The following is a 23,978-nucleotide window of genomic DNA, read 5'->3' on the forward strand; positions in this document are numbered from 1 at the left end:
TCAGCGTCCTCGCGCGAGCCAGCGGAAACCGCCGTTCGCGTCCGCAGTGGGTGTTTTGTGGTTCTGGGCGAACAGCACCGCATGGTCGGCGGAGAGCGAGACTTCCTGCACGGTCGACTGCCCGTCATTGCTCTGGGCGGTGTTGATGATCGTCGCCCAGAGCCCGAGGCACATAGTCGGGAAGGGGCGGGGGAAGTTGAGCGTGAAGGTGGATTCGCTGCCGGGCAGGGCACTGATGCCCGACATCTCGACGAAGCCATCCGAGGTTCGGCGATACCAGAAACTCCCCTCGACGACATATTCCTCGACGCGGAGATAATCGCCGGCCTTCAGGCCCGCCGGGGTGACGAACGCGCTGACCGATAGCCCCTCCTCGACCTGCGTCGCGGTCGCCGCGCGGATCTGCGCGGCGGGCACCTTGGCCTCCGCGTCGAGCGTGGCGATACCATTGGCGACTGCGCGCTGCGTGTTCGCGACATAGCCGAGCAGGCGTTGGGCGAGCGTGAGCGACGACACGAACCGATCATCGTCGGTGCCGGCGTCGACCAGATCCTGCGTCGCGCGGCGGGCAATGCCGGCGCTGGCGGCGCTCGCGGCCGGGAGCTGGTCGACCGGCACCTTGGCCGTACCGCCGAGCGTGGCGACGCCATTGGCGGCACCGCGCTGGGTCAGCGGGACATAGCCGTTGAGTGCGCCGAACATCGCGAGCAGGCGAACGCCGAGCTTCTTCGGCGTCACGATCGTGGCATCGTCGGCCTCGGCGTCGACCTGCGCCTGGCTGGCGATCGTCGCGACGCCGCGTGTGGTTTCGGTCGCGGGTGGATACAGGAAGTTCGTATCGCCGAACGAGATCTGGTTGATCTCCGCAGTCGGGAAGGCGACGTCGATCGCGAGCAGGAACGATGCAACCTGCGCCTTGACGAAAATGCGCTCGACCTGGCCGACCACGGCGAACAGCGTGCCATCGGCAAGGAACAGGCCGAGACCGCGCACGCCATAGGTCAGGTCGGCATCGTCGCGCAGGACCATGTGGACGATGTTGTTGCCGACGGGCTTCCCCGAGATCGTATCGAGGCGGCGGAATTCGCCCGGCAGCGCGGTCAGCGTCGGGGCAACGACGAAAGCGGTATCGGTCAGACCGACATGGCTGATCGACAGGTCGATATCGTCCTCGACCTGAGCGGCGGTGAACCGCTGCAGGCCGAGCGTCGTCATGGTGAGCGCAAGCGCGGGGAGGATCATGGGCGGGTATCCAGATAAGCGCCGTCATCACCCTCCAGCGGCTCGCCATCCTCGGTCTGGAGGAAGAACTGCCATTCGGGTGATACGTCGATGGTGAGGTTGGCATTTTCACGGATGAAGCTGGAAAGCCGGGCGGCAGCGCGCACGCCGATCGCACCGGCGAGCGTGACGAGCTGCACCACTTTGAAATGTTCGCGCAGCGGCTTCACGCGCGACACCTCGCGCCCGATCTGGTCGACGAACGCGACCGAGGCGCGCGCGCCGCCCGGCGCGGATCCGGGGGCGGTCACCATGGGGATGACGACCTCGAACGTGTGCGCCGCGCCGCGAGGCGCGGTCTGATGCCACTCGACCAGCTCGATCAGCGCGTCGAAGCTGGCGATCACCGCCTCGACCGATGCGCGGGTGCCCTTGATCCGGTGCAACGCGATCGAGCCGGCGATAGCCGCGCGCTTCCTCGCTTCCGGCCAGTCGGCATCCCAGCGGTCGACCGAGAGGGACCAGGCGAGCCAGGGCAGGATATCGCCGGGGCAGGTGGCCGGATCCCATAGCGGGGCAAGCGGTATCGGGACGTCGCCGATCCGGGACGTCGCAATCTCAAGCGCGCGCTCGAGCGCAGTCGCATTGGGGGGCAGCAGCGTCACGTCGTGTATCCGCCATGGCGGATCGTGATGGCGGTGCAGTTGCCCGCCTGGCTGAGATCGCAGGCGATCGACGCGACCGGGCTCTGCAGGTCGACGTCGATGACACCGGCGACCTTCAGCGCGGCGGTGATGCCGACGCGGGTGATCGCGCGGCCGAGCTTGCGGCTGTCGGCCAGATACGCAACGAGCGCCGCGCGTGCGGCCGTCAGGATCAGGTCGGTATCAGGGCCGGAAAGCGTGAGCAGCGCGGCGACGATCTCGAACGACAGGATATTCGCCGAGGCGACGGTGACCGCGTCGCCCAGCGGGCGGATCGCGGGATCCGTGACGATCGCGCGGACAGCGTCGAGCAATTGAGACGAAGCGACGCCGCTGCCGATGCGCGACAGGACCGACACCAGCACTTCGCCGGGGGCCGGTGACGTGGCGCTGGCATCGAGGACGTCGCCGCTCGCATCCTTCGCGTGCTTCACATAGGCCAACTCGGGGCCGGCGACCGAGAAGCCCTCGGGAGCGAGGACGATGCGCTGGCGAAGCGCGTCGTCGGTTTCGGGGATCGTCGTCGTACCGTCGGTCACCGACAGCCGCGGCACCCCGACCAGGGCGGCGAGATGATCGAGGTTCGCGCCGGTGGCATAGGCGACCAGCAATTGCTTGCCGGCATCGTCGCCCGCCTGGCGGATCAGGACTTCGTGATACGCCGCGACCTGCAGCACCTTGACCGCGGGATCGCTATCGACGGTGGCATCGAAGCTCGGCAGGAATTCCCGCATCTTCGCGACCATTGCAGCGAGGATCGTCTCGTAACCGAGCAGCGGGACGATGGTCGGCGCCGGCAGGCGCGACAGGTCGACGGTCGTTGAGGGTGCGGTTGCTGCCATGATGCCCGCTATGTCGGCGCGCGCGCGGGCGAAAAGCTACGGCCGAGTTTTGTAGAGACGGTCTCTACAAGACAGCCGTGCCCCCCAAGCGGAAGCCGCCTGCGATGTCCGCTATGGGCAGGAAAGCGGACGGACCGCTTTCGGGCCCTGTCATGGGAAAGCCGACACTAAACGTAGGCGGGAAAACGCCTCAGACTTTGGCATCGGCGTATCGCACGGTTTCCCGCCGTTTTCTGGCCGATGCAAACCCTGTGAATTTTGCATCAACAATGTTGTTGCATATCCAGCGGGCGAGGCCTTGCCTTTTGGCACCGCTGCGATGATCGCCAGCTCATGCGATGTCTGAAGTCGATTGTCATAGCTATAGCCACGGGCGTGGCCGGTTGGGCTACCGGCAACGGCGTCCTGAATCTGATCATATTGCTTCTTGGTCCATCGGCAGCGATCAACTTTTCAGGGTATCATCGGGAGATAACCCCGCTTTTGATCTTCCTGGCGACGGCTTTCGGGCCGGTCACAGAGTCCTTCGCGGTCTGGGTTTTGGTTTGGCTGGCTCAATCGAAATTCGGTTTGGGTCATGTCAGCACATCGCTGGCGACCAGCGCTGCGATGGTCATACTGCACGGAATTTCTTGGGCGTCGCTCGCCGTTCTGCCGACCTTTGCAATGCACGCCGCGATCATGTTTTCAGCGAGATTGAGGCGTCGATCTGGATCCGGCTATCTCGTTATCGTCGGTGCCCACTCCTTGCAGAACCTCATTTCGGTCATTCGCCCCCTGCTCATGGTTTAGACACTTTCTGTAAGGCCGACCATGATGCAAAACTTTTGATTTTTGCATCACGAATGACCGGAATGGGAAGGAAAGCGGACTGACAGCTTTCGGGGCTGCATCCTGGAAAACCTGCCATGGAAGGCGCCCGCCAAATGCATCAAATTTCTGCATCGGCAGGTACCACGCTTTTCTGCCGTTCTTGGGCGGATGCGAAATTTGTGATTTTTGCATCAGGTGGCACTGCGTATAGCTGCTGCGGCCACTCCGAACTCCACTGCTTACCGACTGTCTTGAATGGCTTAAGGGTGGTGGAATCGGGCGAGCAGCTTATGCCATCAGTGGCGAGCTAATCCCGTAAAAATGGGGGCATCATGCGGTCTTTGCGTGCATTATTAATTATTGTCGGGGTAGTCGGACTATTCTGGTTCGGTTGGTCTCAATGGCAGGCACGCAAAGACGCTGAGCGTCGTGCTGAAGACGCTGAAACATCGTTGGGTCTAGCGGCGTCTAGAGTGGTGTTCATTACGTTCGAGCGTGCCGCCGATCTTAGGGTCGCAAAAATTAGGGGGAAGATCGCGGCGCGTGGGGGGTATGATGGAGCTATTTTCCATCCCCGGCAGGTCACGACTGCGCCCGTGACAGTGGACTATTTCCTACCGTTAGCGTCGATGAACGAAGGTGCTTATAATTGGAATGCAGAAACGAAGGTGCTTACGATCGATGCGCCGGATGTGAACATTGGGACACCGAACATTGACATGGTCAACGCCGTAACAAAACAGGACGGCGTTTACATCTCCCGTGCAGCTGGACTTCAAATGGCGAGGCAAGCAGCTAAAAGGTTGTCGTCGAGGGCATCTGAGGAGGCGAAGGGCCTAAGACACCTAAATGATGCGCGTGAAAGTGGACGAAAAACCCTTGAACAGATGGCTCGCCAGACACTCTCAGCCGTGGGCGTGAGTAACGCCAAAGTCTCGGTGTCATTTCCATGGGAACCTAAAAAGGGACGTCAGCCAACCTCCCGGTGGGATGAGTCAAAGTCGATTAAGGAAGTGCTGGCAGGAAGTTGATCGGCATAATGATCCAAAACCTTTGATTTTTGCATCATGAGGGACCAATGCGAAAATCAACCTGAACGAATGACCGCGTTCGGGAGTCCTGATTGTCCCCCGAGCGTCCGCTATTGGGCGTAAGAAGCCGTCAGGTCGGAACAGTTTCGCCGTCGATGTTTAGCTCGTAATCGCTGCCCTCGACCCAGAAGCGGATCATCCCGACATGATACTCTGCGAAGGACGTGTCTTCTCGATCAACGTGTGGAGTGTAGTGGATGACGAACCTTGCGCCGGCAGGGATCGGCTCAACCGCCCCCCACGGCTCTACCATCAATTCTATGGCTTGATCCGTTTCGTTTGAGAATCGCACTTTCATCATGAACGTGGTCTAAGGCTTGAACGAACGTCCGCAAGTGGGCGTAAGTGTAACGGCTGAGATGGGAGGATTGCGGACTGGCTGCTTACGGGCGAACATCGAGGTAAGCAGCCGTTCGTTCAGGTGTCGGGGCGGGGGGCGAGCAGCCGCTTTTTGTTGGAAAGCGGACGCGAACCTAGGTGAGCGCAGAAGCTAGCCTGATACCGACGTGGACCATCAAAGCACCCATTGCCGCACCCTTCGCAAAGCTGAACGCCAATTTCGGTCGCTTCATTGTTCGCCTCCTGTGCGTTAATCTTACCAACGGGCTGAAGGTCCGCAAGTGGGCGTTTGCAGCCTGTCCCACTGCTGGCAAAGCCGTCTGGCGTGCCGCACGTCGCATTGCGGTGGCTAGCTGCCGGTCCGCTTCCGATTAAGACGAACCAGTAGAGCGCCCGTCAGCACTATCGGGAGAAACGCGTTGGCTATCGGAACGCTCGCGGTATTCGTCAGTGCGCAAAATAAAAAATAGGCACCAAGTGCTATACTGAACGCTACCAGTCCTGCTCGTAGGAGCATTTGACTACTTTGCACCTTCGATCTCCGCTCAACCTCAGCAGCGACATTACGAAAACCTGCGAACGTCCGCTAGTGGGCGGAAGCGGAATGGCCGAGATGGAAATGAAAGTAGATTCACGGCTCGCCAATTCTGCAAGATGCGCTAGATTAAACCGATCTATCAGTGCTCTCGTCCATCACACTGTTGATCAGCGATGCGGCTCCGGCTTCGCCCAGCATCCTGCCCATTTTGATTGCGACCGCTGGGGTCATTGAAACGATCTCTCCGTCGTGTCCTTCGACGAATACATGTCCGTCTTCGACCCATACTTGGCGAGGATCGCCATACTTTTTCGCACTGGCCAAGTGATTCATCACTTGATGAAGCTCATCCGAGTTCAGCAGATTTCTTGGCTTGTCGAGATCCATCGTAATCCTCGCGATCGGAATGAGCCGATGGCTGATTAACCATCCCATACATCGACAGCAATGCTCGCCAATAGCCCGAGCCCGTCTCGTCCTTACATTCGCAATTGCTATAGGGGTGAGGCGGACGCGCCAAGACAGATCCGTTTCAGATCCAAATGCTCATAGTCGTGCGATTTGCCCTAGGGTATCGCCGGGGTACGTCGTACCATTTCTTGCCCACAAACCATGGATTTCTGCGGGTTGTAAAAGGCCGCGGCGGAGGGTGTCTCCGCCGAACCCATGTGGAACTAGGATATATAAAGCGCGCAGCTGAAGAGCGACGCGAGTCGATGGAGGGCGCTTTGCGTCAAGCTAGTCCCTACTGCTCAGAGTCAAGATTCTGATAGCTAGTGAAAGCTGGTGGGAATCAATCCGATTGCGACTTTGATGAGCGCCCCGACGACTTTTAGATTCAGCCGGATCGCCAGAGCGCGCATGGCCCATAAGCCTTCGATTAAGTCCTTCTCAGTCTCCCGCTCATTGCGCGCCATTGCGGGATCCTCGCGCTGCGGTGCTTACGCGTCGACAACAAATGGTCAGAGGCAGGATCGAACATATGGTCTGCGGGCTGCACGGCTTGGACTTGTTGGTTTTGTCATCCCAAGGCCGCACGTCGCGATAGGTCACTTGCCACTACCGCCGTTTAACTCCCGCCACCCCGTGCAATCACAGCCTCAACCAGGTCGGCGCTCAAAGGATCGTCGAATTGGCAACCTGCGTTGTAGTCGCTGGCCCATTTTATCGTTGCCGACACTCGGCCGATTAATGGAAGAGTAAGCCAAATTTTTGCGCCCACATTCAATGCTGAGTAGGTTTGAATCTGCGCGCCGCCAGTAGAGATATCGGCGACCTTGCAAAGCGTGCGGCGTGATCCGTCAAGTTCGGCATCGATAGCGATTGGCGTCCGTGCCGTTCGCCGTCTGTTTGCTTCGACGGGCTCATAATCTGCGCTGAACATTTTTAGAAAATAGGTCAGCCGTCATACGGCTTCATTATCATGGGCTAATTGTCGCTACGCTGTCCGGGGCGGAGGACTCGCTTTCGCGTACGATCATCTTCTTAGGAATGAACTTGAAGCGCGGCCGAGTGGATGTATGGCTCGCATAATACAAAATAATCATGGACCGAAGATCCGGCCGCGGCTCTGTGCTAAATATCGGAATAGGCCGCGGAGATCATGATGCCGGCTGTTTCGCTATAAACCGTCTCCCAAGCATGGCGAGTTGCCGGAGTAAAACGTTCGCCTAATATATCCGCGAATGTATCGATCAGAACGGTCCCGACCGCTTCATATTGGTAGGCCTTGACGCCGTATTTGACATGCTTCTTGCCCAAATCAGAAAGGAAAGGCTTTAGGTTTACGATATCGCCGACGTTAGCAACAAGGGCATCTATTGTTTTTGAAAAAACGGCGATCTGGTTCGTCATATCATCGGGAAATACCGCTCGTGCAAACGGGTGATCCAAAAGCAATCTATGATAAAATAGCTCGGCATACGGGCGGGGTGAGAGTCTAATCAGCTCGTAGCTTTCCGTCACCAGCCGAATTTGATCTACCGTTAAAGACATTTCGCCCTCACCCGACGGATAGATTTTTTTGTGTCGCCAGTTATTCCGGCTGACGCAATATATACTGCTCGTTCAGCATCATGAAGCCAAGCGCAATCGGTTTCGACCAGCGTGTTTTGCTTCGTAGAGGGCAATATCCGCCCGTTTGAGGATGACATCGCACGTGTCGCCGTCCCGGGTGGATGCGATGCCCAAGCTGACCGTTACTTTCGGCTGTCCGTCATCCCAAGATGCTTCGATACTAGCTCGTACGCGTTCGGCGATCTGCAACGCCACCTCCCTGTCTGTCTTGGGCAAGATGATGACAAACTCTTCGCCACCATAGCGACCGATCAGATCAGTGTTTCGCAAACACCCGTTTGCCGACGATGCAACGCGCTTTATCACATCGTCACCGATATCGTGGCCGTACCGATCATTCACGGCTTTAAAATGGTCGATGTCGAAGAGTATGACCGAGAGTGCGGCTTTTCCCGTCTCATTGTCTGTCAACGCGTCATCAAGATATTCGATGATCCGTCTACGGTTCGCGAGTCCGGTTAGGACATCTGTCGAAGCGAGCAACATTGCCGCAGCCGCGCTGCGGTTGGCGGCGTCACGGGACTCTTTCAGGACCTGTTGTGCTTCGATTTGCTCGGTGACATCACGGATGAGACCGAAAAGCCCAATAGCGTCATCTGTCGACGAATAATCACGCTCTCCCTGGGTCGCGACATAACGGACGGAGCCGTCGGGGCGAACGATACGGGCTTCGAACGCAAAGGGCTGGCCTTCGGCAAGTGCAAGCGCAATGACCTCGGATACGCCCTGTCGGTCATCTTGATGATATAGATCGATAGCCTGCTCCAAAGCCGGTGGTTTTCCCTCCGGAAGGCCGTGCATGCGGAAAACCTCTGGCGACCAGAAGATCGTCTGGTCGATAGAATTGACACGCCAATGCCCAATATGCGCCGCAGCCTCCGCCTGATCGAGAAGACGGATGCGTTCTGAAAGATTTACTCTCAAGCGATCACGCGCAGCGAGGAGCGTTGCCATTGGTAGCGACGAAACGAATAGCGACAATAGATAAAACTGAAAGAATAAAAGGCGCGTATCGGAGGACGCACGGATGAGGAATATTGGGCCTGACCCCCAGAAAAGCGCCAGTGATCCGAGCACCACGACGACCATCATGCTGATGATACCGCCGAGCATACCGCCGCGCAGGACGGCAATCACAATTACCATCATCGGTACGAACAGCATCGGGTATTGGGTTTGGTAGAACGTAAAACTGGCGGCGATGACTGTCAGTAGAACGATGCCGCTCAAATTAATGGCATCGCGCCCGGACACCCGTCGTCGCGTGGAGAGCGAAAGCTCGAATGCCGCTAGGAGCAGCGGCGTCACGAGCAACATGCCCAGCCATACCGTGCTGAACCATGAAAGAAGGAATTCGCCATTCAACCTTGGCGAAATACAGGTCGCCACCAAAGCACTCACCAGCGAGGCAATCAACGACGCGACGAAGAACGCAGATAGGCCCGATGGATTGATGAAAGAGACCCGTGCCCCCGATCGTCGCCGAAGTAGGAGGGTGGCAACCATCGCCTCAAGCCCGTTGGCTGCTGTAAATCCGATGGAGACGCAGAAACCCGATCCGGCGAGCAGATTGGCCGCAAAACTTGCGATTATCGCCGCCATCGCAAACCGCCAGACCGCGTGCCGGGGTACGACGAGTAGGGTCGCGAGCAGAATGCCACTCGGTGGCCAGATCGCCGCGATGCCATGCGCCCCGCGGGTCATAACTAACGACAGCAATGCAGAGGCGAAATAGGCAATGCCGAGAACCGCCGGACCGAGCGGCGAATCTCCCAACCGTGCAAATGTCTGGCGCATTTAAATCGACTAACTGAGAATCCTTAACGGTGCGATTACCAGCGGTCAGAGATCATCTTTTATTTTAAATCAACGGTGTGGGTGCTCGCGTTCCTGAACTACCGCCCGACCAGGGGGATGGAGAAATTAGCACGGTAGGGCGTAACTGAGCATTCATGGGGAAGGTGCCGGTCGAGGCTTCCGTCAGTATAGAGACTCGCCAGCCCATCACCAGAAAGCCATCAAGCGGCTGCGACATGTTCGAGCAACATGTCGAGCGCGCGCGACTGCTCGGCCTGGGTCACCCCCAACAGGCCGCGCTCGGCATAGCGAACGGCACGGCCCTTTCTTGACGGCTTATCACGCAAGCCCTCCTGGTGAACGCGCGCGATCTCGGCCGCGCGACCGGAGAAGCCGATCCACGCCTCGCGATCGGTCGAGCCGGCGCGGAGGTTGCGTGCACTGCGCAACTTGCGAAACATCGCCTTCTGCCGAATCGTACCTTTACGCCGCAGCTTGCCGGCACCGGCGTTCTGCTCACCGGCATCGACTGGCAGGTATTTTTCGACCTTGTCGTAGAAAAAGCTGCGGATCCCGCCCGCCTCGATGTCGAAGCCGGTCATCAGCGGCCCGTCGTGGACCCAGCTCTTCAGAAACACGACGCGCGCGTTCGCGTCGCCCTTCGGGTAAAGGAATTTGACCGCATAGTTGCCCGGCTTCAGCTCGCGGCGTTCGCGGCGCGGTGCGAACTTGCTGCCATCCGGCGCTTCCTGCCGCCCGATCCGCGCGGATTGGCTCTGCTGCACCTGGCGAGCCATCCGGCGCAGTAAAGATCGCCGCTCCGACGCGCCGAGCTGGCGCAGCAGCGCGCCGGCAAGCGACTGGATCTGTTCGAAGTCGTCGCTCATGCGCGGGTTGTTTCGACCGTCCCGGCGACCATGTCGTCGAGCACGACCTGCCACAGGTTCACGTGCCCGATCCCGGCGAAGGCATCAGTGCGGGGTGGCTCGGGCAGATGCGTGACGCGCGTACCGCCGGTGTCACGACGCTCGACCTTCACGCGCTCGGTGAGTTCGATGCCAATCTCGACATCGGCCGCGTCGCTGTCGAGGATCTCGGACTCGAAGCTAAACGGTTCCTGCTCGCCGCGCTCCATCAGATCGGGCTGATACTCGGCGATCCAGGCGAGGATCGGCACGACCAGGTCGTCGAGGTCGCCAGCGTAATCCTGCACAACGATCGACAGGGTGTAGCGGTATTCGAACGACAGCGAGCCGGTCGCGCGCGCGGCAATGCGTCCCTTGTCGATGAACATCGACAGGTTCTCCCGCTTCTTCGCCAGCGTGGGCACGCTGGCAAATAATAGATCGCGCAGGATTTCGGGCTTTTTCATATTAGAATCCCTTTTTAAACAGTCTACAACTGTCGCGGTCATTCGTCATCCCTGCCCGCGACTGCCTGGGCCGCGAAGCTACTGTTGTTTATGATGGTCTCCAGCCATGCCTGGAGCCGGCCAGAAAATAGACTGCCCAAGACGTTCGCAATTTTGATAGTCGGCTGTCTGCTAGCCGGTGGTCATCCCAAGCTCTGCAGCTTTATCCGCCAGCGCTCCTATGTCGCTGGACATGATCGCTGGCAGCGCTGCCTCGACAATATGATCAGGCCAAGCCCACCAACGAATTGCCAATAGCGCTGCGCGCGTTGCTTCGTCGAATCGATAGCGAAGATGCTTTGCCGGAACGCCGACGACGATCTCATACGGCTTGATGTCGCGCGTCACCACACTCCGCCCACCTATTACAGCGCCATCGCCGATCGAGATGCCAGAAGATATAAATGCGCCGTTGCCAATCCAAACATCATTGCCGATCCTGACGTCTCCTTTGGTGTCGTGATCAGCAACATTTGGAGCGCCGGGCCAATAGCGCTTGAGCGAGCTGAACGGGTAGGACGTGAAGGTGTCGGTTCGATGATTTCCTAGTGCGATAGTTACGCCGCCGGCGATTGAGCAATATTTCCCAACATGAAGTTTAGCGAGCCGCCTTTCGGCGATCGATACGTTGCCGTAGCTATGCTCGCCAATTTCCCATCCATGCTTCGCGATGTCATTTGCAAAAGTCTCTCGAAGGCCAACCCTGCTTGCTAGCGGCTCTTGTTCGTCGAGCGCAATGATCTTGCTGCGAGATAAAAGGCTTCGACCTGATAGGAACAACCGGCCATCGATTTCATCGTTCACCGTGAACCGTGTTGTGACTTCGTCGTCGCCATTCACCAAACACAGGTTGCCGTCCTCAATACGCCAACCCCGCTCGTTCCGGTGACTGTAACCCGCAAGGCGGCCATCAGCGATAAAATACATGGCGTCCGCCGAAACCGACATCGTCGTTGGGCTACGGAGCTTCCAAGCGCGACGTGAGATTCTGTCGAATGACAGCATAAATGGCCTTCCTAGTTTTTTGATGGGGCGGCTCAAGTCTCGCTGGCACCGACCAGCTACGACGGCTTACGGCGCATGCTCGGTTTTGTCATCGTGAGGTGGGCTGCTAGGCTGCCCACCGAATTTGGCATGGACAGCGGCGGATATGATCGAGTCGAGGAAAGACGTATTTGTTTCGCGATTTGAGCGAAGCTGGGTGGGTGGCCCCGACCATTCGCAAATACCTGCGCATGGTCGTATTCAAGACGCAACCGGTTTTCTAGACAAATTTACTCCTCCATCAGTACAAAAGATAATCCGTATAGAAACCGGCACATTTTTGTACGGTGGGCCTATGAAGGTGCATTTTGGGCATCTGTTGGTAGACTCGGTCATTAGGCTTTGGGCCTTCGATCCACAGGTTCACAAGCAGGTTGTGTTCGCGAAGCTTCAGGAGACGAAAGAGCCGACCGATTGGATATATGAAATACTGCGCCTTTTCGGCGTTGAGAGACACCATATCCGATTAGTCCGCCATACCGGGGTGTTTGAAAACATGGAGTTCGCGGTACCGGGAAGTCGGCTTGGTATTGGGCCAAGCGCTTCATATTTAGAATACCTGAAGAATATGCCGCTTGAGCGCATCTCGGATACTCCCAAAAAAGTGTATTTCGGGAGGATTCACATGGTGGCAAAAGGCACGGTTATAGGTGAGAGCTATTTTGCCAATACCCTCGAAGAGAACGGCTACGTATACCTCAAACCTGAAACGATGAATATTCATTTACAAACGTCTATACTAAGAAACGCTGAAACGATCGTATTCATGGAAGGCAGTAGCATATATTCGATAGAGCTTCTGACATCAGTCGATGCAAAGATCTACATGATACCTCGAAGGAATGGAACGACCCAGCTGTTTGAGCCTCATGTTTCGCCGAGAGCATCATTTTCAGTACTTGGTGATCCTGCGATGATCGTTCGACGTACGAACGTTCGTGGAAAGGGAGGGCCGAGTTCGCCGAGCTACTTGCTAAAACCTGAGGCGCTCCATCAGGACATGATATCGAAAGGCATCATAACTGGCCCATTTTCGCTTAGTGCTTATGAACAGGCAGAGCGTGCGGATGCATACGAGTATTTTGGTGGAGATGAAAAATTTGCCGATTTGCAGCTCAATGAAATTTGTGCTGCTCGAAGGGCGCTATAAACCGCGATCATGACTTGATAGAAACTGCTCGCGTCGTCGGGTTGTAGTACGTTTGGTTTGCGACCAGCCCCCCCGTCGCCGCAGCAGCGTCGCTCGCATATCCGGGCATTCGGATCGTCGCCGAGATCGTGTTAACAGACAACCGGCTCGAGCCGTTGATCCCGAACGCGACGATATTCGTGTCGAAGTAGATGCCTGTGCTGGGCTGATTAACTCGCGCAATAATAGGCTTTGCAGGCGTGCCATCGTCCATCAATATCTGAGTCCGGAATGCCGGCTGCCCGTTCGCGGTGCGGCGCAGAACGTGACTGCTCGCCGAAACCTGAGGATATTGCGGGACCGTATCCTGATAGCCGACGACCCCTTCAAAATAATTATTGTCGCTTTGCCCTGGGATTTCGGTTCCGCCCGTTGTGCACCCAGCGATCCCGACGACGTTCCTAAGCCAATTGTACTGCGAAAGGGTAGTCACTCCGTTGATCGTCGTGCTCTCGTACGAGATCATCGCATAGCCGCTGTTCGTGGGATCGGTGCTCAGAACGCGCCCGTCGCTGACTTGGCAATACGTAGAGCCCGCAAGATTGACCACGACCAAGGGGTATCCGGGAAACTTGGTGCCGTCCGCTAATAGCGCGCCCATCAATTCCGCCGTGCCAACCTCCACAACTGCGCCGATCGTCTCGGCTAGCCGATACAACTGGCTGCAATTCCGAAAAGAATTACCGCTGGCGTGGCCGGCTATAACGCCCCGCCCAAGGATGCGCGACGTTGAGATTGCGCGGCATACGTTCTCGAAATGGTTGTCAGTGCATACCCAAAAGGAGGTGGAACGCTTGAAGCCTACGCCACTGTAGGAGTGCGAAAATCGATTACACTTGGACGTGAACCTGGATTGGCTGCCGGTCAAATATTGGCCTACATCGCGCGAGCCAATATGCTCGCAACCTTCAACTAGAACCTCGCCCGAACCGTCGCCAATCGCAAGGCCGGTATCGCCACCCGCGAGCTGCCAATGCTTCCCGCCATACGTCGTCAGTCCGCGCACCACCACCCGACGAAACCCTTGCTTCAATGTGGTGCCATCGGAGGCGAAGTAATAGCCACGGATCGTCATGCCCGAAACACTTCCAGGTGAGCCTTCTAGGCCTGCCGGGGGTGGGTATCCCGCGAGATCTGGGACGCTCGTCGGCACCTTTTGCTTGCTGTGATCTATCCATCCGCCTTCCCAGACGATCTCGATGAGTTCGGACGAAATTCCCGCACCGTCCGAAGGCGCTTCTATAACGATCATGTCGTTATCGATATTGTCCGTGAAAAATACTGCACCGGGATCGCATCTGACGCGCAAAGACTTCGTCATCTGGACCCGAATGCCGCCCAATTTCGATCCTGCGCCGGCAATCAGATATCGGCCAGGACCAACAAGCGCTGTCTTTCCAAGCAGTGCGGCTTTGTAGAACAATTGACTTATACCAGCCGCGCTATCGATTGCTCCAGTCGCATCGATACAGGCAATATCGGCGCTGTGCACGACATCGATTGCGCGATCTAGCGCAGCCCGTGCCGTAGCCCCGAAAGGCGAAAGCGCGTTCGGGGCCTTCGAATCGAGCTGCGCCTGAGCACCCGCCAGGAATCCCGTAACGCTTGTTTGAGCGTCCACGACAGCTGCATCGATCTGCGCATCCTTACCAGCGAGATGAGCGTCAAGGTCAGCCTGAGATTGGCTGAATGCCTCCCCGGTTGCGGTGATCAGGTCGTTGACTTTCGTCGTCGCCGCCTCGTTAGCGACATCGCCGGCCATCGACCTAACATAGTCCATGAAAGCCTTCGGCGTAGGCTCGTCGATATCGTTGGCAGCGACGGCGATCTGCGCTGCTGACAGCCCCGCCGGTCCACGCTCCGAAACGACGATCCGCGACCGACCGGCAACCTCGAGCCGACGCATGAAGCGGGTCGCGATGCCATCGACGATCGCCGCGGTGGTAGTCGCCGTCCCGGTTGGTGCCGGCAGGATCTTGAGGACGCCATCGACGATGACATCCTGGCCGCTGTCGAGCTGTTCGCCGAGCGCGTATCGGAGAAGCTGCTGCTCATACAGCGCGTCGGTGATGTCGCCGTGGAAGGCGAACGAAAGGTAAGGGCGGCCGTTCGTACCGTTCGCGATCGTCGCCTCGACGCGGTCGAACACCTCGCCGCTCGGCTGATACAAGGCAGCGAAGAACCGGCGGTTGGCGAGATCCTCGGCCGCGCCGTCCGCGTCTTCGAGCTGCAGCTCGAGCACGATCGGCTCGCGACGGTAGAACCGGGCGGTGAAGTCTTCGTCGATACGGGCGCTGGTCGGCGTCATGCGGTGTTCCGTCAGGGTTTGGGGGTAGGGCAGGTGCCGGGATCGATCCAGTTGACCAGGCGGTCGCTGCGATCGGCGTTGCTGGCGAAGGCACGGGCCAGGCGGATGATGCCCGAACGGATCCTGGTCGGGATCTGCGCGATCAGCGACGGATCCTCGGGGAGGCCATCGGGGCGCTCGGCACACGTCAGCAGCGCGGCGGGGGGCGTGTCCTTCACCTTGACGGCGATCGGCGTCGAGACGACCGCGGGCGGTGCCTCAGCGTGCCGCGTGCAGGCCGGCAACGCCGTTGACAGCGCGAAACCACTCATGATCGACAAGGTTCGTCCGTTCAGCTTGCGCATCTGCCATCTCCATTCGGTGTGCGGCCGAGCTTGCTGCCTCTGCGGCAGCGCGCGCGGCGCGGGTGTCGTCATTCTGTCGGGCGTCGTGTTCGGCCAGCGCATCGGCGAGCGTGCGCGCGGCGAGCTGGTCGCTGTCGGCCTTGAACTTCACCAGCCCGGCGACCGTCTGCGTGCAGCGAACGCCGCGGGCGGTCTTGCCGATCGCCGTGAAGTCGGTGCCCGACCCTGCGCAGATCAGCTCGGCGCGGTGTTGCAGATCGTCGCGGTCGGCGCTGACCTGGCGGTACTGGACGTAGAGCCACGCGCCGACCGCCGCGACGGCGAGCAGGACGAGGAAGAACGCTTCGGCCTTCACCTTCGCGAACAGGGTGCGGATCATCGGGGCAGCTCCTTCAGACAGAGGTCGCGCTCGGCACGGCGCCGACGATCGAGCCCGCGGACCACCTGGCCGCCCGCCTTGTTCCACATGAGGAAAGCGTCGCAGCCGCCACGCCAGTCGCCGGCATTGAAACGGCGCGCGACGGTCGATCGGCAGTATCCGGCAGTGCCGATGTTGTAGGCGAGGCTGATCGCAGCCGAGAGCTGGTTAGGGCGCGCGCGCAGCGTCGGCGTACAGGCGAGAACGGGCTCGGCGTGGCGAATGAGCGCGGCTTCCTCGCGCAGTTCGCAGCCTTTTACCGTGTCGACCATGCCGGGCTTTACGCCGAGCGTTTCGCCACCACAGATCGTCCACACCTTGACGATGTCCTGGTACGCGACGAGCCGCGGCGTGCCGCCCGACTCCCAGCCGGAAACGAACGGCGTGACGATCAGCGCCGCTGCCGCGCCGATCACGCCGATCAGCGTCTTGCGGGGGGGCTTGGCTGAGGAAGTCGGGGGCGGGCCGTAACCAGGCATTATTTGGGGTCCTTTCGCGGGATGAGCGCGAGCAGCCGCTCGCTGAGCTTGCCGGGGAGTTCGGCCAGGACGGCGCTGCAGCCGGCAATGAAGCCGGGCGCGCCCTTGAAGGCGACCATGGCGACCAGAAAGCCGATCGCCTGCGAGACGAACGGGTGCATGCCGAACATCGCGCCGGCCGCGTTGGTGACGAAGTAGCTGACGACGATGCCGACCCAGACCTGCGCGATCCGCTGCCCCCAGGTGAGGCCGGTTTCGACCAGCAGGCTGACGATCGACCCGAGGCCGGCGGGAACGAGGCTGATGACGAACGCCAGCAGCCACGTCCCGAATTCGTGGAGGAGATCCTTCATCGTTCAATCGCTCCAAAGCTGGATAATGTCGCGAACGGTGACGGCCGGCGCGGTGGCAGGGACTGTGACGGCGGTGCCGGCGGGCAGCACGGCACCGAGCCCGGCTAGGCCGGGATTGGCGGTGAGGACCGGGGCGAGATTTGCCGCGGCAAGGCCGCGCTCGCGCCAGATCAGCGCGTCGAGCGTGTCGCCCTGCTGCGATCGGATAACGTCCGCCATCAGATCAGCTCGATACGGGTGCGGGTGCGGCCGAGGATGCTGCGGACCGCCTGGATGGCGTTGCGGCGCAGCTCGTCGACCGACGGTTCGAGATCCTCGACCTTCCGGTCGCCGCGACCGGTCAGATCGGTGTCGCGATAGCCCTCGATGATGCGGGCCTTTGTCTCATCGGCGATCGCGCTGAAATAGAGCAGCAGCAGACGGCTTTGCCCGTCGATCATTTTCGCCGGCACGGCCGCGAGCGTCGCATATCCCGCGGCGCGCTGCGTTTCCGCCCAGGTATCGAGGTTGTCGCCGACCGTGATGATGGCGGCGAGGATCTCCTTGCGCAGACGCGGGGCGAGAACGCCATCGCGGATCCGCGCTTCGGCGCGCAGCCGCATCGGGTCGATGTTCGGATACCAGCCATCGTTGACGACGATCGCCTCGGCTGCTGCCGGATCGTCCGACACGACGGTGGGGTTGAAGCTGAGCGTCATGCGAGGTTCGCGCAGATCGCGTTGGCGGTGAGGATGAAGATCGCCAGGCCGACGATGAACAGGATCCATCCCAGCACGGTATCGTCGGTGTCACGGTACTCAGGCGAATTGACCAGCGCGATGACGGCGCCGGCCAGCGTGAGAGCAACGCCGACGCCGAGGCCCAGTGTGAGAGCGAGTAGAGCGCACATCTGCGACAGGGCAGCCATCGGTTGATCCTTGGAAATCTCGGGGGTGGGGATCAGGGTCGGACGATGGCCCTCAGTGCCGAAGCACCCTCCCATCCCGCGTGATCCGCCCCCGAGCGCCGGGGGCGAGCTTAGGAGCCGGTGGGACCGGCGGTATCTGGAGCGGCCGGGACCGTCGTCGGTTCGGCGCGCTTGGTGATGGCTTTTTCGAGCCGCTTGATCTGGCCGGCGACGCCGACCCGGTCATGCAGGCGGACGGCTTCGCGCAGCGGCGCCAACGCGCGGACGGCCGCGACCACGAACTCGGGCTTGGTCGGATCGATATCCTCGGCCGTGCGCGCCAGTTCGGTGCCGATGGCCTTGTGCAGCTTGGCGCGCACCTGGTCGTGCATGTCCGCGTCGGCCGTCAGCTCTTCGACGTGTTCGAGGACGTCGAGCGGGAATAGCTGTTTCGCGGTCTGCGCCCGGATCGCGGCGTCGGCGATCTCTTCGACGATCAGCGTGGGCGCCGATCGCTCGTAGCGCGACGGCAGCGGAACGTCATAGGCGACGACATGGTCGGCGAGTTCGAGCGCGCGTGCATAGTCGCCGGTATCGATCAGCCAGACCATGATGGTCGGCAGGACGTCCTCGGCAACACCGACGCCGGCATTGCGACCTCCGTCGAGCAGTCCGGCAATCCAATCGGCATAGGCGGGCAACAGCTCGCGCTTGGTTTCGATCTTGCGCTGGATCGACTGGATCTCTTTCAGCCGGCGCAGGTCATGCTGCAGCCGCATCGCGATCGACGCCGCAGCGCGTTCGGCGGGCGTGCCCGCGTCGGACGCTGGCGCCGAGGCGGTATGGGATAACCCGCTCTCCGTGACGGGAGCAGATGCCATCTGGGATGCAAGGATACGATCCCGATGTTTGCGAGCAAGGCTCATGGCATGTCCTGTGGAGAGCGGGCTAACTGGTGGGGGCAGGGCGGCCTGATCAGGCCGGCTTCTTGCCCATGACGATGTTCTCGACGAGCGCGACCTTGCCCATGTCCTCGACCACGAAAGCCTGATTGACGCTCTCGTAATTCTCGACCTGGTCGCGCTTGGCGTTGTCCTCAATCTTGCGGCGCTCGGTGCCGATCTGCTCATAGACCGAGAGGTTCGCGAGCGTGGTGATGAGCAGCGCGTTACGCGGGAACTTCGGGACGCGGACTGCGTCCAATCCGCCGAGCTTCTTCGCCGACAGAAGGACGTCGCGCGCGAGCAGTTCGGTCGCCTTGTCGCCGGCCGCGTTGACGATCGAGAAATACTTGTCGTGAACCAGATCGCGGCCGACGATCACGACCAGGTCGGTGTCATCGCGGTAATTCTCATCGAGCAGCTCGATCGCGTCGTAGATCAGCGCGTCGATGTTGACGTAGTCGACATCCTCACCGACCTCACCGGCACCGACGTACACCGCGCCGGCAACGGTCACGACGCCGTTGACGCGGGTGGCGGGCTTCAGCTCGCCTTCGGCCAGCACGCGGGCGGGCGCATCGAGGCGGATGTGCTGCAGCCAGCCGATGTTGACGTCCTGCAACAGCGGGTACGTGGTCGGGTTCGTCTCGACCGCGACGTGCGTGCCGTTGAACCCGATCGTGATGATGTCGAGCGCCTTGGCCTTGACGATCGCGTCGCGGATCAGCGGCTGGAAATTCGGCTGGTGTGCCCAGGCGTCGAGCGTCTCGTAACGGATTAGCGTATCGAAGTCGGTCTTCTCGCAACGGTAGCGCGTCTCGTCGAGATCACCGGGATAGCGCGGCTGGCGATCGTGAACGCGCGTGTCGGTGCGGCTGGCGATCGTGCCCTTCACGCCGACGCCGACCTTGTCGCCTTCCTGCGCGACAACGGGGATGATGTTGATGCTGGTCAGGAATGAGCTCGATGCCTGAATCTTGCCGCGGAGCGTCTGCGCGACCGCGGGGGCAACGGTGAACGACTTGCCGGTGTCGGCAACGCCGTTCAGCTTGCCGATCTGGATCGTGTAGGCATCGTATTTCAGGCGGGTGTCGTTAAGCATGGGGGCGGCTCCTGGGCGGATATCGTGCGGGTCGAAGGGGGGCTGGCGTCAGCAGTCGGTGACGAGATCGCCCGTGCCACCATTGGCGGGCGCACGGCCGAACTGCGGCTCAGGCGTTTTTTCGAGCTTGCCCTTCAGCGTCGCGAACTCGCTCTGCATCGACGTATGGGCATCGGTGATCGGTTTGAGTGCGGCCGCGAGCGTGGTCGCCATCGTATCGCCCATGGCGACCGCGAAGGCGGCGAGATCGTTGTCGTTCGCCGGTTTCGGCTTTGGTTCGGGCTTCGGCTTCTCCGGTTCGCCGGCCTTGAACATGGCAGCAACACCAGCGAAGCCTGCCTTGATCGCGTCGGCGATGCTGGTCGGCTCGACGGACTTGGCTTCGAATTCGAGCGCTACCGCATCGGGCGAAGCGGCGAACACTGTGCCGGGGGCGGTGCGCGAGAATTGGAGGCGCTGGGTGCCGATCGATGCCGGCGTATCGGTGAACGCGAGACCGATCAGGCCGATCTTGTCGGTGCCGGCATAGCTCGGCGTCAGCTCGACCGAGGGATAAGGCTTTTGGTCGGCCTTCGCGAGTGCGACGAGCTGGTCGTTGGCATCGACCTGGCAATACAACGCCTTGCGCTTCTCGACCTTGCCGTCGATCGTGAAATCATCGCTCTGCACCTTCACGGCGACGACATCGCCGTAACCGTTGAACGGTGGTTCGGGGCTGTAGCCCGCGAGATGCTCGATGTTGATGCGGGGGCTGTAGGTTTCAGCGTTGAAGGTCGAGACGACCTGATCGATCATCTCGTCGGTGATGACGCGCCCGTCGCTTATCGTCGCGCCGGATACGAATGCGCGGAAGAACTTGTTCTTGGTGCCCATGGCGGTCGGTCCCTCGGGGTTCGAAATCGGTGGGCCGCGTCGGGCGGCATCTGGAAGCTCGCAAAGGGACCGAAACTGCTCAGCTTCTCAAGCGAGCGGTCTTGTAGAGAGCCTCTCTACAAGAGCCGGCGCTAAGTTCTGGCGAGTGCGCCCGGCTAGGTTCGCCGCGTCATGGACAAACTTCCCGCCGATACCGGCATGCCCCTGCCAGCCTCCACGTTTCCCATTCCGGTGGACGTGCGTCGTCAGGCGCGCAGCCTGTATTGGCAGCGTTGGGGCGTTACCCAGATCGCCGAGGAACTGCACCTCAACCGGGCGACCGTGGAAAGCTGGAAGCAGCGTGGCAAATGGGACGATGCGCCCTGCATCGCCAAGATCGAGGATCACCTCGAGGCTCGGCTCTGTGGGCTGATCGCCAAGGATAAGAAAACCGGGGGTGATCTGAAGGAGATCGACCTGTTGATGCGCGCCGTGACGTCGGCCGCGCGTGTCCGGCGGTTCGAAGCGCCGGGCGGGCATGAGGGCGATCTCAACGAGAAGGTCGCCAACCGCAATGCCGGCGAGCGCAAGCCCGGCAAGCAGAAGAACCACTTCACGACCGAACAGGTCGAGCAGCTCGAACAGATTTTCCACGAGGAGCTGTTTGGCTACCAGGAGGACTGGTGGGCGGCGAAGGATCAGCGCACCCGCATGATCCTGAAGTCGCGGCAGATCGGCGCGACGTGGTATTTCGCCCGCGAGGCGCTGCTCGACGCGCTACGCGGGGGCGGCAACCAGATCTTCCTTTCGGCGTCGAAGAACCAGGCGCATATCTTCCGCAACTACATCGTCCAGTTTGCCGCGCGCGTTGGCGTGAAGCTGCAGGGCGACCCGATCGTCGTGACGGCCGAGACGATGCCGGAAGGCGAGCCCGCGGCCGAGCTGATCTTCCTCGGCACCAACGCCCGCACCGCGCAGGGCTATCACGGCAATTTCTACTTCGACGAGTTCTTCTGGACCTACGAGTTCGAGGAGCTGAACAAGGTCGCCAGCGCGATGGCGATGCACAAGCGCTGGCGCCGGACCTATTTCTCGACGCCGTCAACGATCGCGCATCAGGGGCACCCATACTGGACGGGCGAGCGGCGCAACCGGCGCGTCAAGAAGGCCGACCGGATCGAAATCGACGTAACGCACGCCCGCCTGCAGGCGGGCGTGCTGTGCGAGGACCAGGTGTGGCGGCAGATCGTTACGATCGAGGACGCAGCGGCGCGTGGTTGCGACCTGTTCAATCTCGACGAGCTGCGCATCGAATATGCGCCCGACGAATTCGCCAACCTGCTCATGTGCCAGTTCGTCGACGACAGCCTGTCGGCGTTCAAGTTCAACGAACTGCAGCGCTGCACGGTCGACGCCATGGTCGACTGGACCGACGTCGACATGCTGGCGAAGCGGCCGGTCGGCAACCGAGAGGTGTGGGCGGGGTTCGATCCGCAAGAAAGCGAGGACGGCGATAATGCCGGGTTCGTCATCGCGCTGCCGCCCGCCGGCCCCGGGGGCAAGTTCCGCCTGCTCGAACGCCATCAGATCAAGGGTGACTTTCAGGCGCAGGCCGAGTTCATCCTCTCGCGCCTGGCGCGGTACACCTGCACCTATCTCGGCATCGACAAGAAGGGCGTCGGCGCCGCGGTCTACCAGCTGCTGCGCGACAAGATGCGCGGCGTCGTTGCGATCGAATATTCGCTCGAGGTGAAGACCGGCTTGGTCATGAAGGCGCAGCACACCTTCGCCCGCCAGCGCGTCGAATACGATGCCGGCTGGATCGACCTGCAGTCTGCGTTCCTGTCGATCAAGAAGGCGCTGACCCAGAGCGGCAAGAGCGTGACGTTCAAGACCAGCCGCACCGAGGCGGTCGGGCACGGCGACCTCGCCTGGGCGGCGATGCACATCTTCATAAACGAACCCCTCGACGGCCAGGCGCGCCCGAAAACACGAATGGAGCTATTCTGATGAGCAAGCGAAACCGGGCGCAGCGTATGTCGCGCGGCGAGACCACCGCGGCGCGTCAGGACGCGCTGCAGGCGACCGCCAGTCCGTCGACCGCCGTGCAGGCATTTTCGTTCGGCGAGCCGGTCGAGGTGCTGAACCGGCGCGAGATCATGGATATGGTCGAATGCTATCGGAACGACCGCTGGTACGAGCCGCCTCTATCGCTCGACGGCCTGGCGCGCGCGTTCCGCGTGTCGCCGCATCACAGCTCGGCAATCATGCTCAAGCGCAACCTCGTCACCTCGGCGTTCGATCCGGTGCCGCGGAGTGCTGGCGACCCGACGCCGATCCTGTCGCGCTCGGCATTCGGCAAGGCGGTGCAGGACTATTTGGTGTTCGGGAACGCCTATCTCGAAGCGCGAAAGAACGTGCTGGGCAGGGTGATGGATCTGCACCATGCGCTCGCGAAATATACGCGGCGCGGTATCATCGACGGGGAGTTCTTCTGGGCGCCGGGGATCTCGGCGCCGACCGCGTTCGCCGCTGACAGCGTGATCCAGATCATGCAGCCGGACATCAACCAGGAAATCTACGGTGTCCCGGAATATCTCAGCGCACTGCAGTCGGCATTGCTGAACGAGGCGGCGACGCTGTTTCGGCGCCGCTATTATCTGAACGGCAGCCACGCCGGTTATATTCTTTATGCCACCGGCGACATCGACGAGAACGATACCGACGCCCTGCGCGACGCGCTGAAGAACTCGAAGGGGCCGGGCAACTTCAAGAACCTGTTCGTCCATGCGCCTGGCGGCAAGGAGGGCAGCATCAAGATCCTGCCGATCGCCGAGGTGGGCGCCAAGGACGAGTTTCTCGGGATCAAGAACGCGACGCGCGACGACGTGCTGGCGGCGCATCGCACGCCGCCGTCGGTCCTCGGGATCGTGCCGGCGCAGGGCTCGCAGCTGGGCAAGATCAGCGAGGCCGTCGACATGTTCTTCGAGCTGGAGATCCGGCCGCTGCAGTCGGCGTTCCTTGAGATCAATGATCGCCTCGGCTTCGAAGCCGTCCGATTCACAGCGCGCGCGCCTGCTGCGGTCAAATAGCTTTCGCGTCCGGCATAGCCGGGCGGGGGATGCCGGGGTGCAACCCGGCAAACCGACGAGGATCTGTCTCGCCACGACCATCGGCCACTGGCCGTCCCGCACCCCACCGATTCGCGGGGTGCGGGCCTTATAAGCGAG

General features: G+C 60.6%; 28 protein-coding genes. 5 read left to right on the forward strand and 23 right to left on the reverse strand.

Annotated features, from left to right (window positions below):
* The 3 genes from ASE88_RS13650 to ASE88_RS13660 are packed head-to-tail and all read right to left on the reverse strand — an operon-like array spanning window position 1 to window position 2,767.
* Window positions 1-1,242: a hypothetical protein gene (locus tag ASE88_RS13650; RefSeq protein ID WP_056478541.1), complete on the reverse strand. Its 1,242-nt coding sequence runs from the start codon at window positions 1,240-1,242 to the stop codon at window positions 1-3.
* Complete coding sequence (locus tag ASE88_RS13655; RefSeq protein WP_056478543.1) at window positions 1,239-1,886, reverse strand: phage tail protein I; 648 nt, start codon at window positions 1,884-1,886, stop codon at window positions 1,239-1,241. Before ASE88_RS13655 ends, ASE88_RS13650 begins: the two co-directional genes overlap by 4 nt.
* Window positions 1,883-2,767: a baseplate J/gp47 family protein gene (locus tag ASE88_RS13660; RefSeq protein WP_055878853.1), complete on the reverse strand. Its 885-nt coding sequence runs from the start codon at window positions 2,765-2,767 to the stop codon at window positions 1,883-1,885. The genes ASE88_RS13655 and ASE88_RS13660 overlap by 4 nt, the downstream gene beginning before the upstream one ends.
* A 375-nt stretch (window positions 2,768-3,142) precedes the next feature.
* On the opposite strand from ASE88_RS13660, the gene ASE88_RS13665 reads away from it, so the two are divergent.
* Complete coding sequence (locus ASE88_RS13665; RefSeq protein ID WP_156357028.1) at window positions 3,143-3,559, forward strand: hypothetical protein; 417 nt, start codon at window positions 3,143-3,145, stop codon at window positions 3,557-3,559.
* A 353-nt stretch (window positions 3,560-3,912) separates the two neighbouring features.
* Window positions 3,913-4,611 (forward strand): DUF4230 domain-containing protein, encoded by a 699-nt coding sequence (locus tag ASE88_RS18970; protein ID WP_156357029.1) that lies wholly within the window; start codon window positions 3,913-3,915, stop codon window positions 4,609-4,611.
* Between the two features lie 130 nt (window positions 4,612-4,741).
* Here ASE88_RS18970 and ASE88_RS13670 read toward each other — a convergent pair whose 3' ends face one another.
* The 9 genes from ASE88_RS13670 to ASE88_RS18440 all read right to left on the reverse strand — a co-directional run bounded on the left by ASE88_RS13670 (window position 4,742) and on the right by ASE88_RS18440 (window position 11,837).
* Complete coding sequence (locus tag ASE88_RS13670) at window positions 4,742-4,972, reverse strand: hypothetical protein (RefSeq protein ID WP_056478546.1); 231 nt, start codon at window positions 4,970-4,972, stop codon at window positions 4,742-4,744.
* 702 nt (window positions 4,973-5,674) lie between these two features.
* On the reverse strand, window positions 5,675-5,935 hold the full coding sequence (locus ASE88_RS18975) for a hypothetical protein (RefSeq protein ID WP_156348298.1): 261 nt from the start codon (window positions 5,933-5,935) through the stop codon (window positions 5,675-5,677).
* A 386-nt stretch (window positions 5,936-6,321) separates the two neighbouring features.
* The gene (locus ASE88_RS18980) at window positions 6,322-6,465 is read right to left on the reverse strand and encodes a hypothetical protein (RefSeq protein ID WP_156348297.1); all 144 of its coding nucleotides are present in this window, start codon (window positions 6,463-6,465) and stop codon (window positions 6,322-6,324) included.
* Between the two features lie 152 nt (window positions 6,466-6,617).
* Window positions 6,618-6,932: a PilZ domain-containing protein gene (locus ASE88_RS18435; protein ID WP_082463369.1), complete on the reverse strand. Its 315-nt coding sequence runs from the start codon at window positions 6,930-6,932 to the stop codon at window positions 6,618-6,620.
* A 191-nt stretch (window positions 6,933-7,123) separates the two neighbouring features.
* The gene (locus tag ASE88_RS13675; RefSeq protein WP_082463368.1) at window positions 7,124-7,543 is read right to left on the reverse strand and encodes a globin domain-containing protein; all 420 of its coding nucleotides are present in this window, start codon (window positions 7,541-7,543) and stop codon (window positions 7,124-7,126) included.
* A 78-nt stretch (window positions 7,544-7,621) separates the two neighbouring features.
* Entirely contained in the window at window positions 7,622-9,421 is a 1,800-nt protein-coding gene (locus tag ASE88_RS13680; protein ID WP_082466543.1) for a sensor domain-containing diguanylate cyclase, read from the reverse strand.
* Between the two features lie 221 nt (window positions 9,422-9,642).
* Window positions 9,643-10,308 (reverse strand): phage virion morphogenesis protein, encoded by a 666-nt coding sequence (locus ASE88_RS13685; RefSeq protein WP_056478550.1) that lies wholly within the window; start codon window positions 10,306-10,308, stop codon window positions 9,643-9,645.
* On the reverse strand, window positions 10,305-10,793 hold the full coding sequence (locus ASE88_RS13690) for a phage tail protein (RefSeq protein WP_056478552.1): 489 nt from the start codon (window positions 10,791-10,793) through the stop codon (window positions 10,305-10,307). The genes ASE88_RS13685 and ASE88_RS13690 overlap by 4 nt, the downstream gene beginning before the upstream one ends.
* 171 nt (window positions 10,794-10,964) lie before the next feature.
* Window positions 10,965-11,837 (reverse strand): CatB-related O-acetyltransferase, encoded by an 873-nt coding sequence (locus ASE88_RS18440; RefSeq protein WP_235527943.1) that lies wholly within the window; start codon window positions 11,835-11,837, stop codon window positions 10,965-10,967.
* A 145-nt stretch (window positions 11,838-11,982) separates the two neighbouring features.
* Between ASE88_RS18440 and ASE88_RS18445 the strand changes: the two genes are divergently transcribed.
* Window positions 11,983-13,026 carry a glycosyltransferase 61 family protein gene (locus ASE88_RS18445; RefSeq protein ID WP_082466544.1) on the forward strand — a complete coding sequence of 348 codons (1,044 nt, stop codon included), beginning with the start codon at window positions 11,983-11,985 and terminating at the stop codon, window positions 13,024-13,026.
* Between the two features lie 7 nt (window positions 13,027-13,033).
* Here the strand turns inward: ASE88_RS18445 and ASE88_RS13705 are convergent, their stop codons facing one another.
* The 11 genes from ASE88_RS13705 to ASE88_RS13755 all read right to left on the reverse strand — a co-directional run bounded on the left by ASE88_RS13705 (window position 13,034) and on the right by ASE88_RS13755 (window position 20,769).
* Entirely contained in the window at window positions 13,034-15,373 is a 2,340-nt protein-coding gene (locus ASE88_RS13705) for a hypothetical protein (protein ID WP_056478568.1), read from the reverse strand.
* 11 nt (window positions 15,374-15,384) lie between these two features.
* The gene (locus ASE88_RS13710) at window positions 15,385-15,684 is read right to left on the reverse strand and encodes a hypothetical protein (RefSeq protein WP_235527944.1); all 300 of its coding nucleotides are present in this window, start codon (window positions 15,682-15,684) and stop codon (window positions 15,385-15,387) included.
* Entirely contained in the window at window positions 15,632-16,096 is a 465-nt protein-coding gene (locus tag ASE88_RS13715) for a hypothetical protein (protein ID WP_055878281.1), read from the reverse strand. The genes ASE88_RS13710 and ASE88_RS13715 overlap by 53 nt, the downstream gene beginning before the upstream one ends.
* The gene (locus ASE88_RS13720) at window positions 16,093-16,614 is read right to left on the reverse strand and encodes a lysozyme (protein WP_082466545.1); all 522 of its coding nucleotides are present in this window, start codon (window positions 16,612-16,614) and stop codon (window positions 16,093-16,095) included. Before ASE88_RS13720 ends, ASE88_RS13715 begins: the two co-directional genes overlap by 4 nt.
* On the reverse strand, window positions 16,614-16,967 hold the full coding sequence (locus ASE88_RS13725) for a hypothetical protein (RefSeq protein WP_055878278.1): 354 nt from the start codon (window positions 16,965-16,967) through the stop codon (window positions 16,614-16,616). The genes ASE88_RS13720 and ASE88_RS13725 overlap by 1 nt, the downstream gene beginning before the upstream one ends.
* A 3-nt stretch (window positions 16,968-16,970) precedes the next feature.
* The gene (locus tag ASE88_RS13730; protein WP_056478571.1) at window positions 16,971-17,186 is read right to left on the reverse strand and encodes a tail protein X; all 216 of its coding nucleotides are present in this window, start codon (window positions 17,184-17,186) and stop codon (window positions 16,971-16,973) included.
* Window positions 17,186-17,665, reverse strand: a complete 480-nt coding sequence (locus ASE88_RS13735; RefSeq protein ID WP_056478572.1) for a head completion/stabilization protein — start codon at window positions 17,663-17,665, stop codon at window positions 17,186-17,188. Before ASE88_RS13735 ends, ASE88_RS13730 begins: the two co-directional genes overlap by 1 nt.
* The gene (locus ASE88_RS13740; protein WP_056478573.1) at window positions 17,662-17,874 is read right to left on the reverse strand and encodes a DUF6458 family protein; all 213 of its coding nucleotides are present in this window, start codon (window positions 17,872-17,874) and stop codon (window positions 17,662-17,664) included. The genes ASE88_RS13735 and ASE88_RS13740 overlap by 4 nt, the downstream gene beginning before the upstream one ends.
* A gap of 110 nt (window positions 17,875-17,984) precedes the next feature.
* Window positions 17,985-18,734: a phage terminase small subunit gene (gene gpM / locus ASE88_RS13745; protein WP_235527945.1), complete on the reverse strand. Its 750-nt coding sequence runs from the start codon at window positions 18,732-18,734 to the stop codon at window positions 17,985-17,987.
* 94 nt (window positions 18,735-18,828) lie between these two features.
* A complete protein-coding gene (locus ASE88_RS13750) occupies window positions 18,829-19,896 on the reverse strand; it encodes a phage major capsid protein, P2 family (protein WP_056478575.1) in 1,068 nt (355 codons plus the stop codon).
* 48 nt (window positions 19,897-19,944) lie between these two features.
* On the reverse strand, window positions 19,945-20,769 hold the full coding sequence (locus tag ASE88_RS13755; protein WP_056478577.1) for a GPO family capsid scaffolding protein: 825 nt from the start codon (window positions 20,767-20,769) through the stop codon (window positions 19,945-19,947).
* Between the two features lie 204 nt (window positions 20,770-20,973).
* Between ASE88_RS13755 and ASE88_RS13760 the strand changes: the two genes are divergently transcribed.
* Both ASE88_RS13760 and ASE88_RS13765 read left to right on the forward strand, forming a co-directional pair.
* Entirely contained in the window at window positions 20,974-22,758 is a 1,785-nt protein-coding gene (locus ASE88_RS13760; protein WP_414893899.1) for a terminase large subunit domain-containing protein, read from the forward strand.
* Complete coding sequence (locus tag ASE88_RS13765; RefSeq protein WP_056478579.1) at window positions 22,758-23,840, forward strand: phage portal protein; 1,083 nt, start codon at window positions 22,758-22,760, stop codon at window positions 23,838-23,840. Before ASE88_RS13760 ends, ASE88_RS13765 begins: the two co-directional genes overlap by 1 nt.
* Window positions 23,841-23,978 lie beyond the last annotated feature (138 nt).

Source organism: Sphingomonas sp. Leaf38 (assembly GCF_001421825.1).
Taxonomy (GTDB): domain Bacteria; phylum Pseudomonadota; class Alphaproteobacteria; order Sphingomonadales; family Sphingomonadaceae; genus Sphingomonas.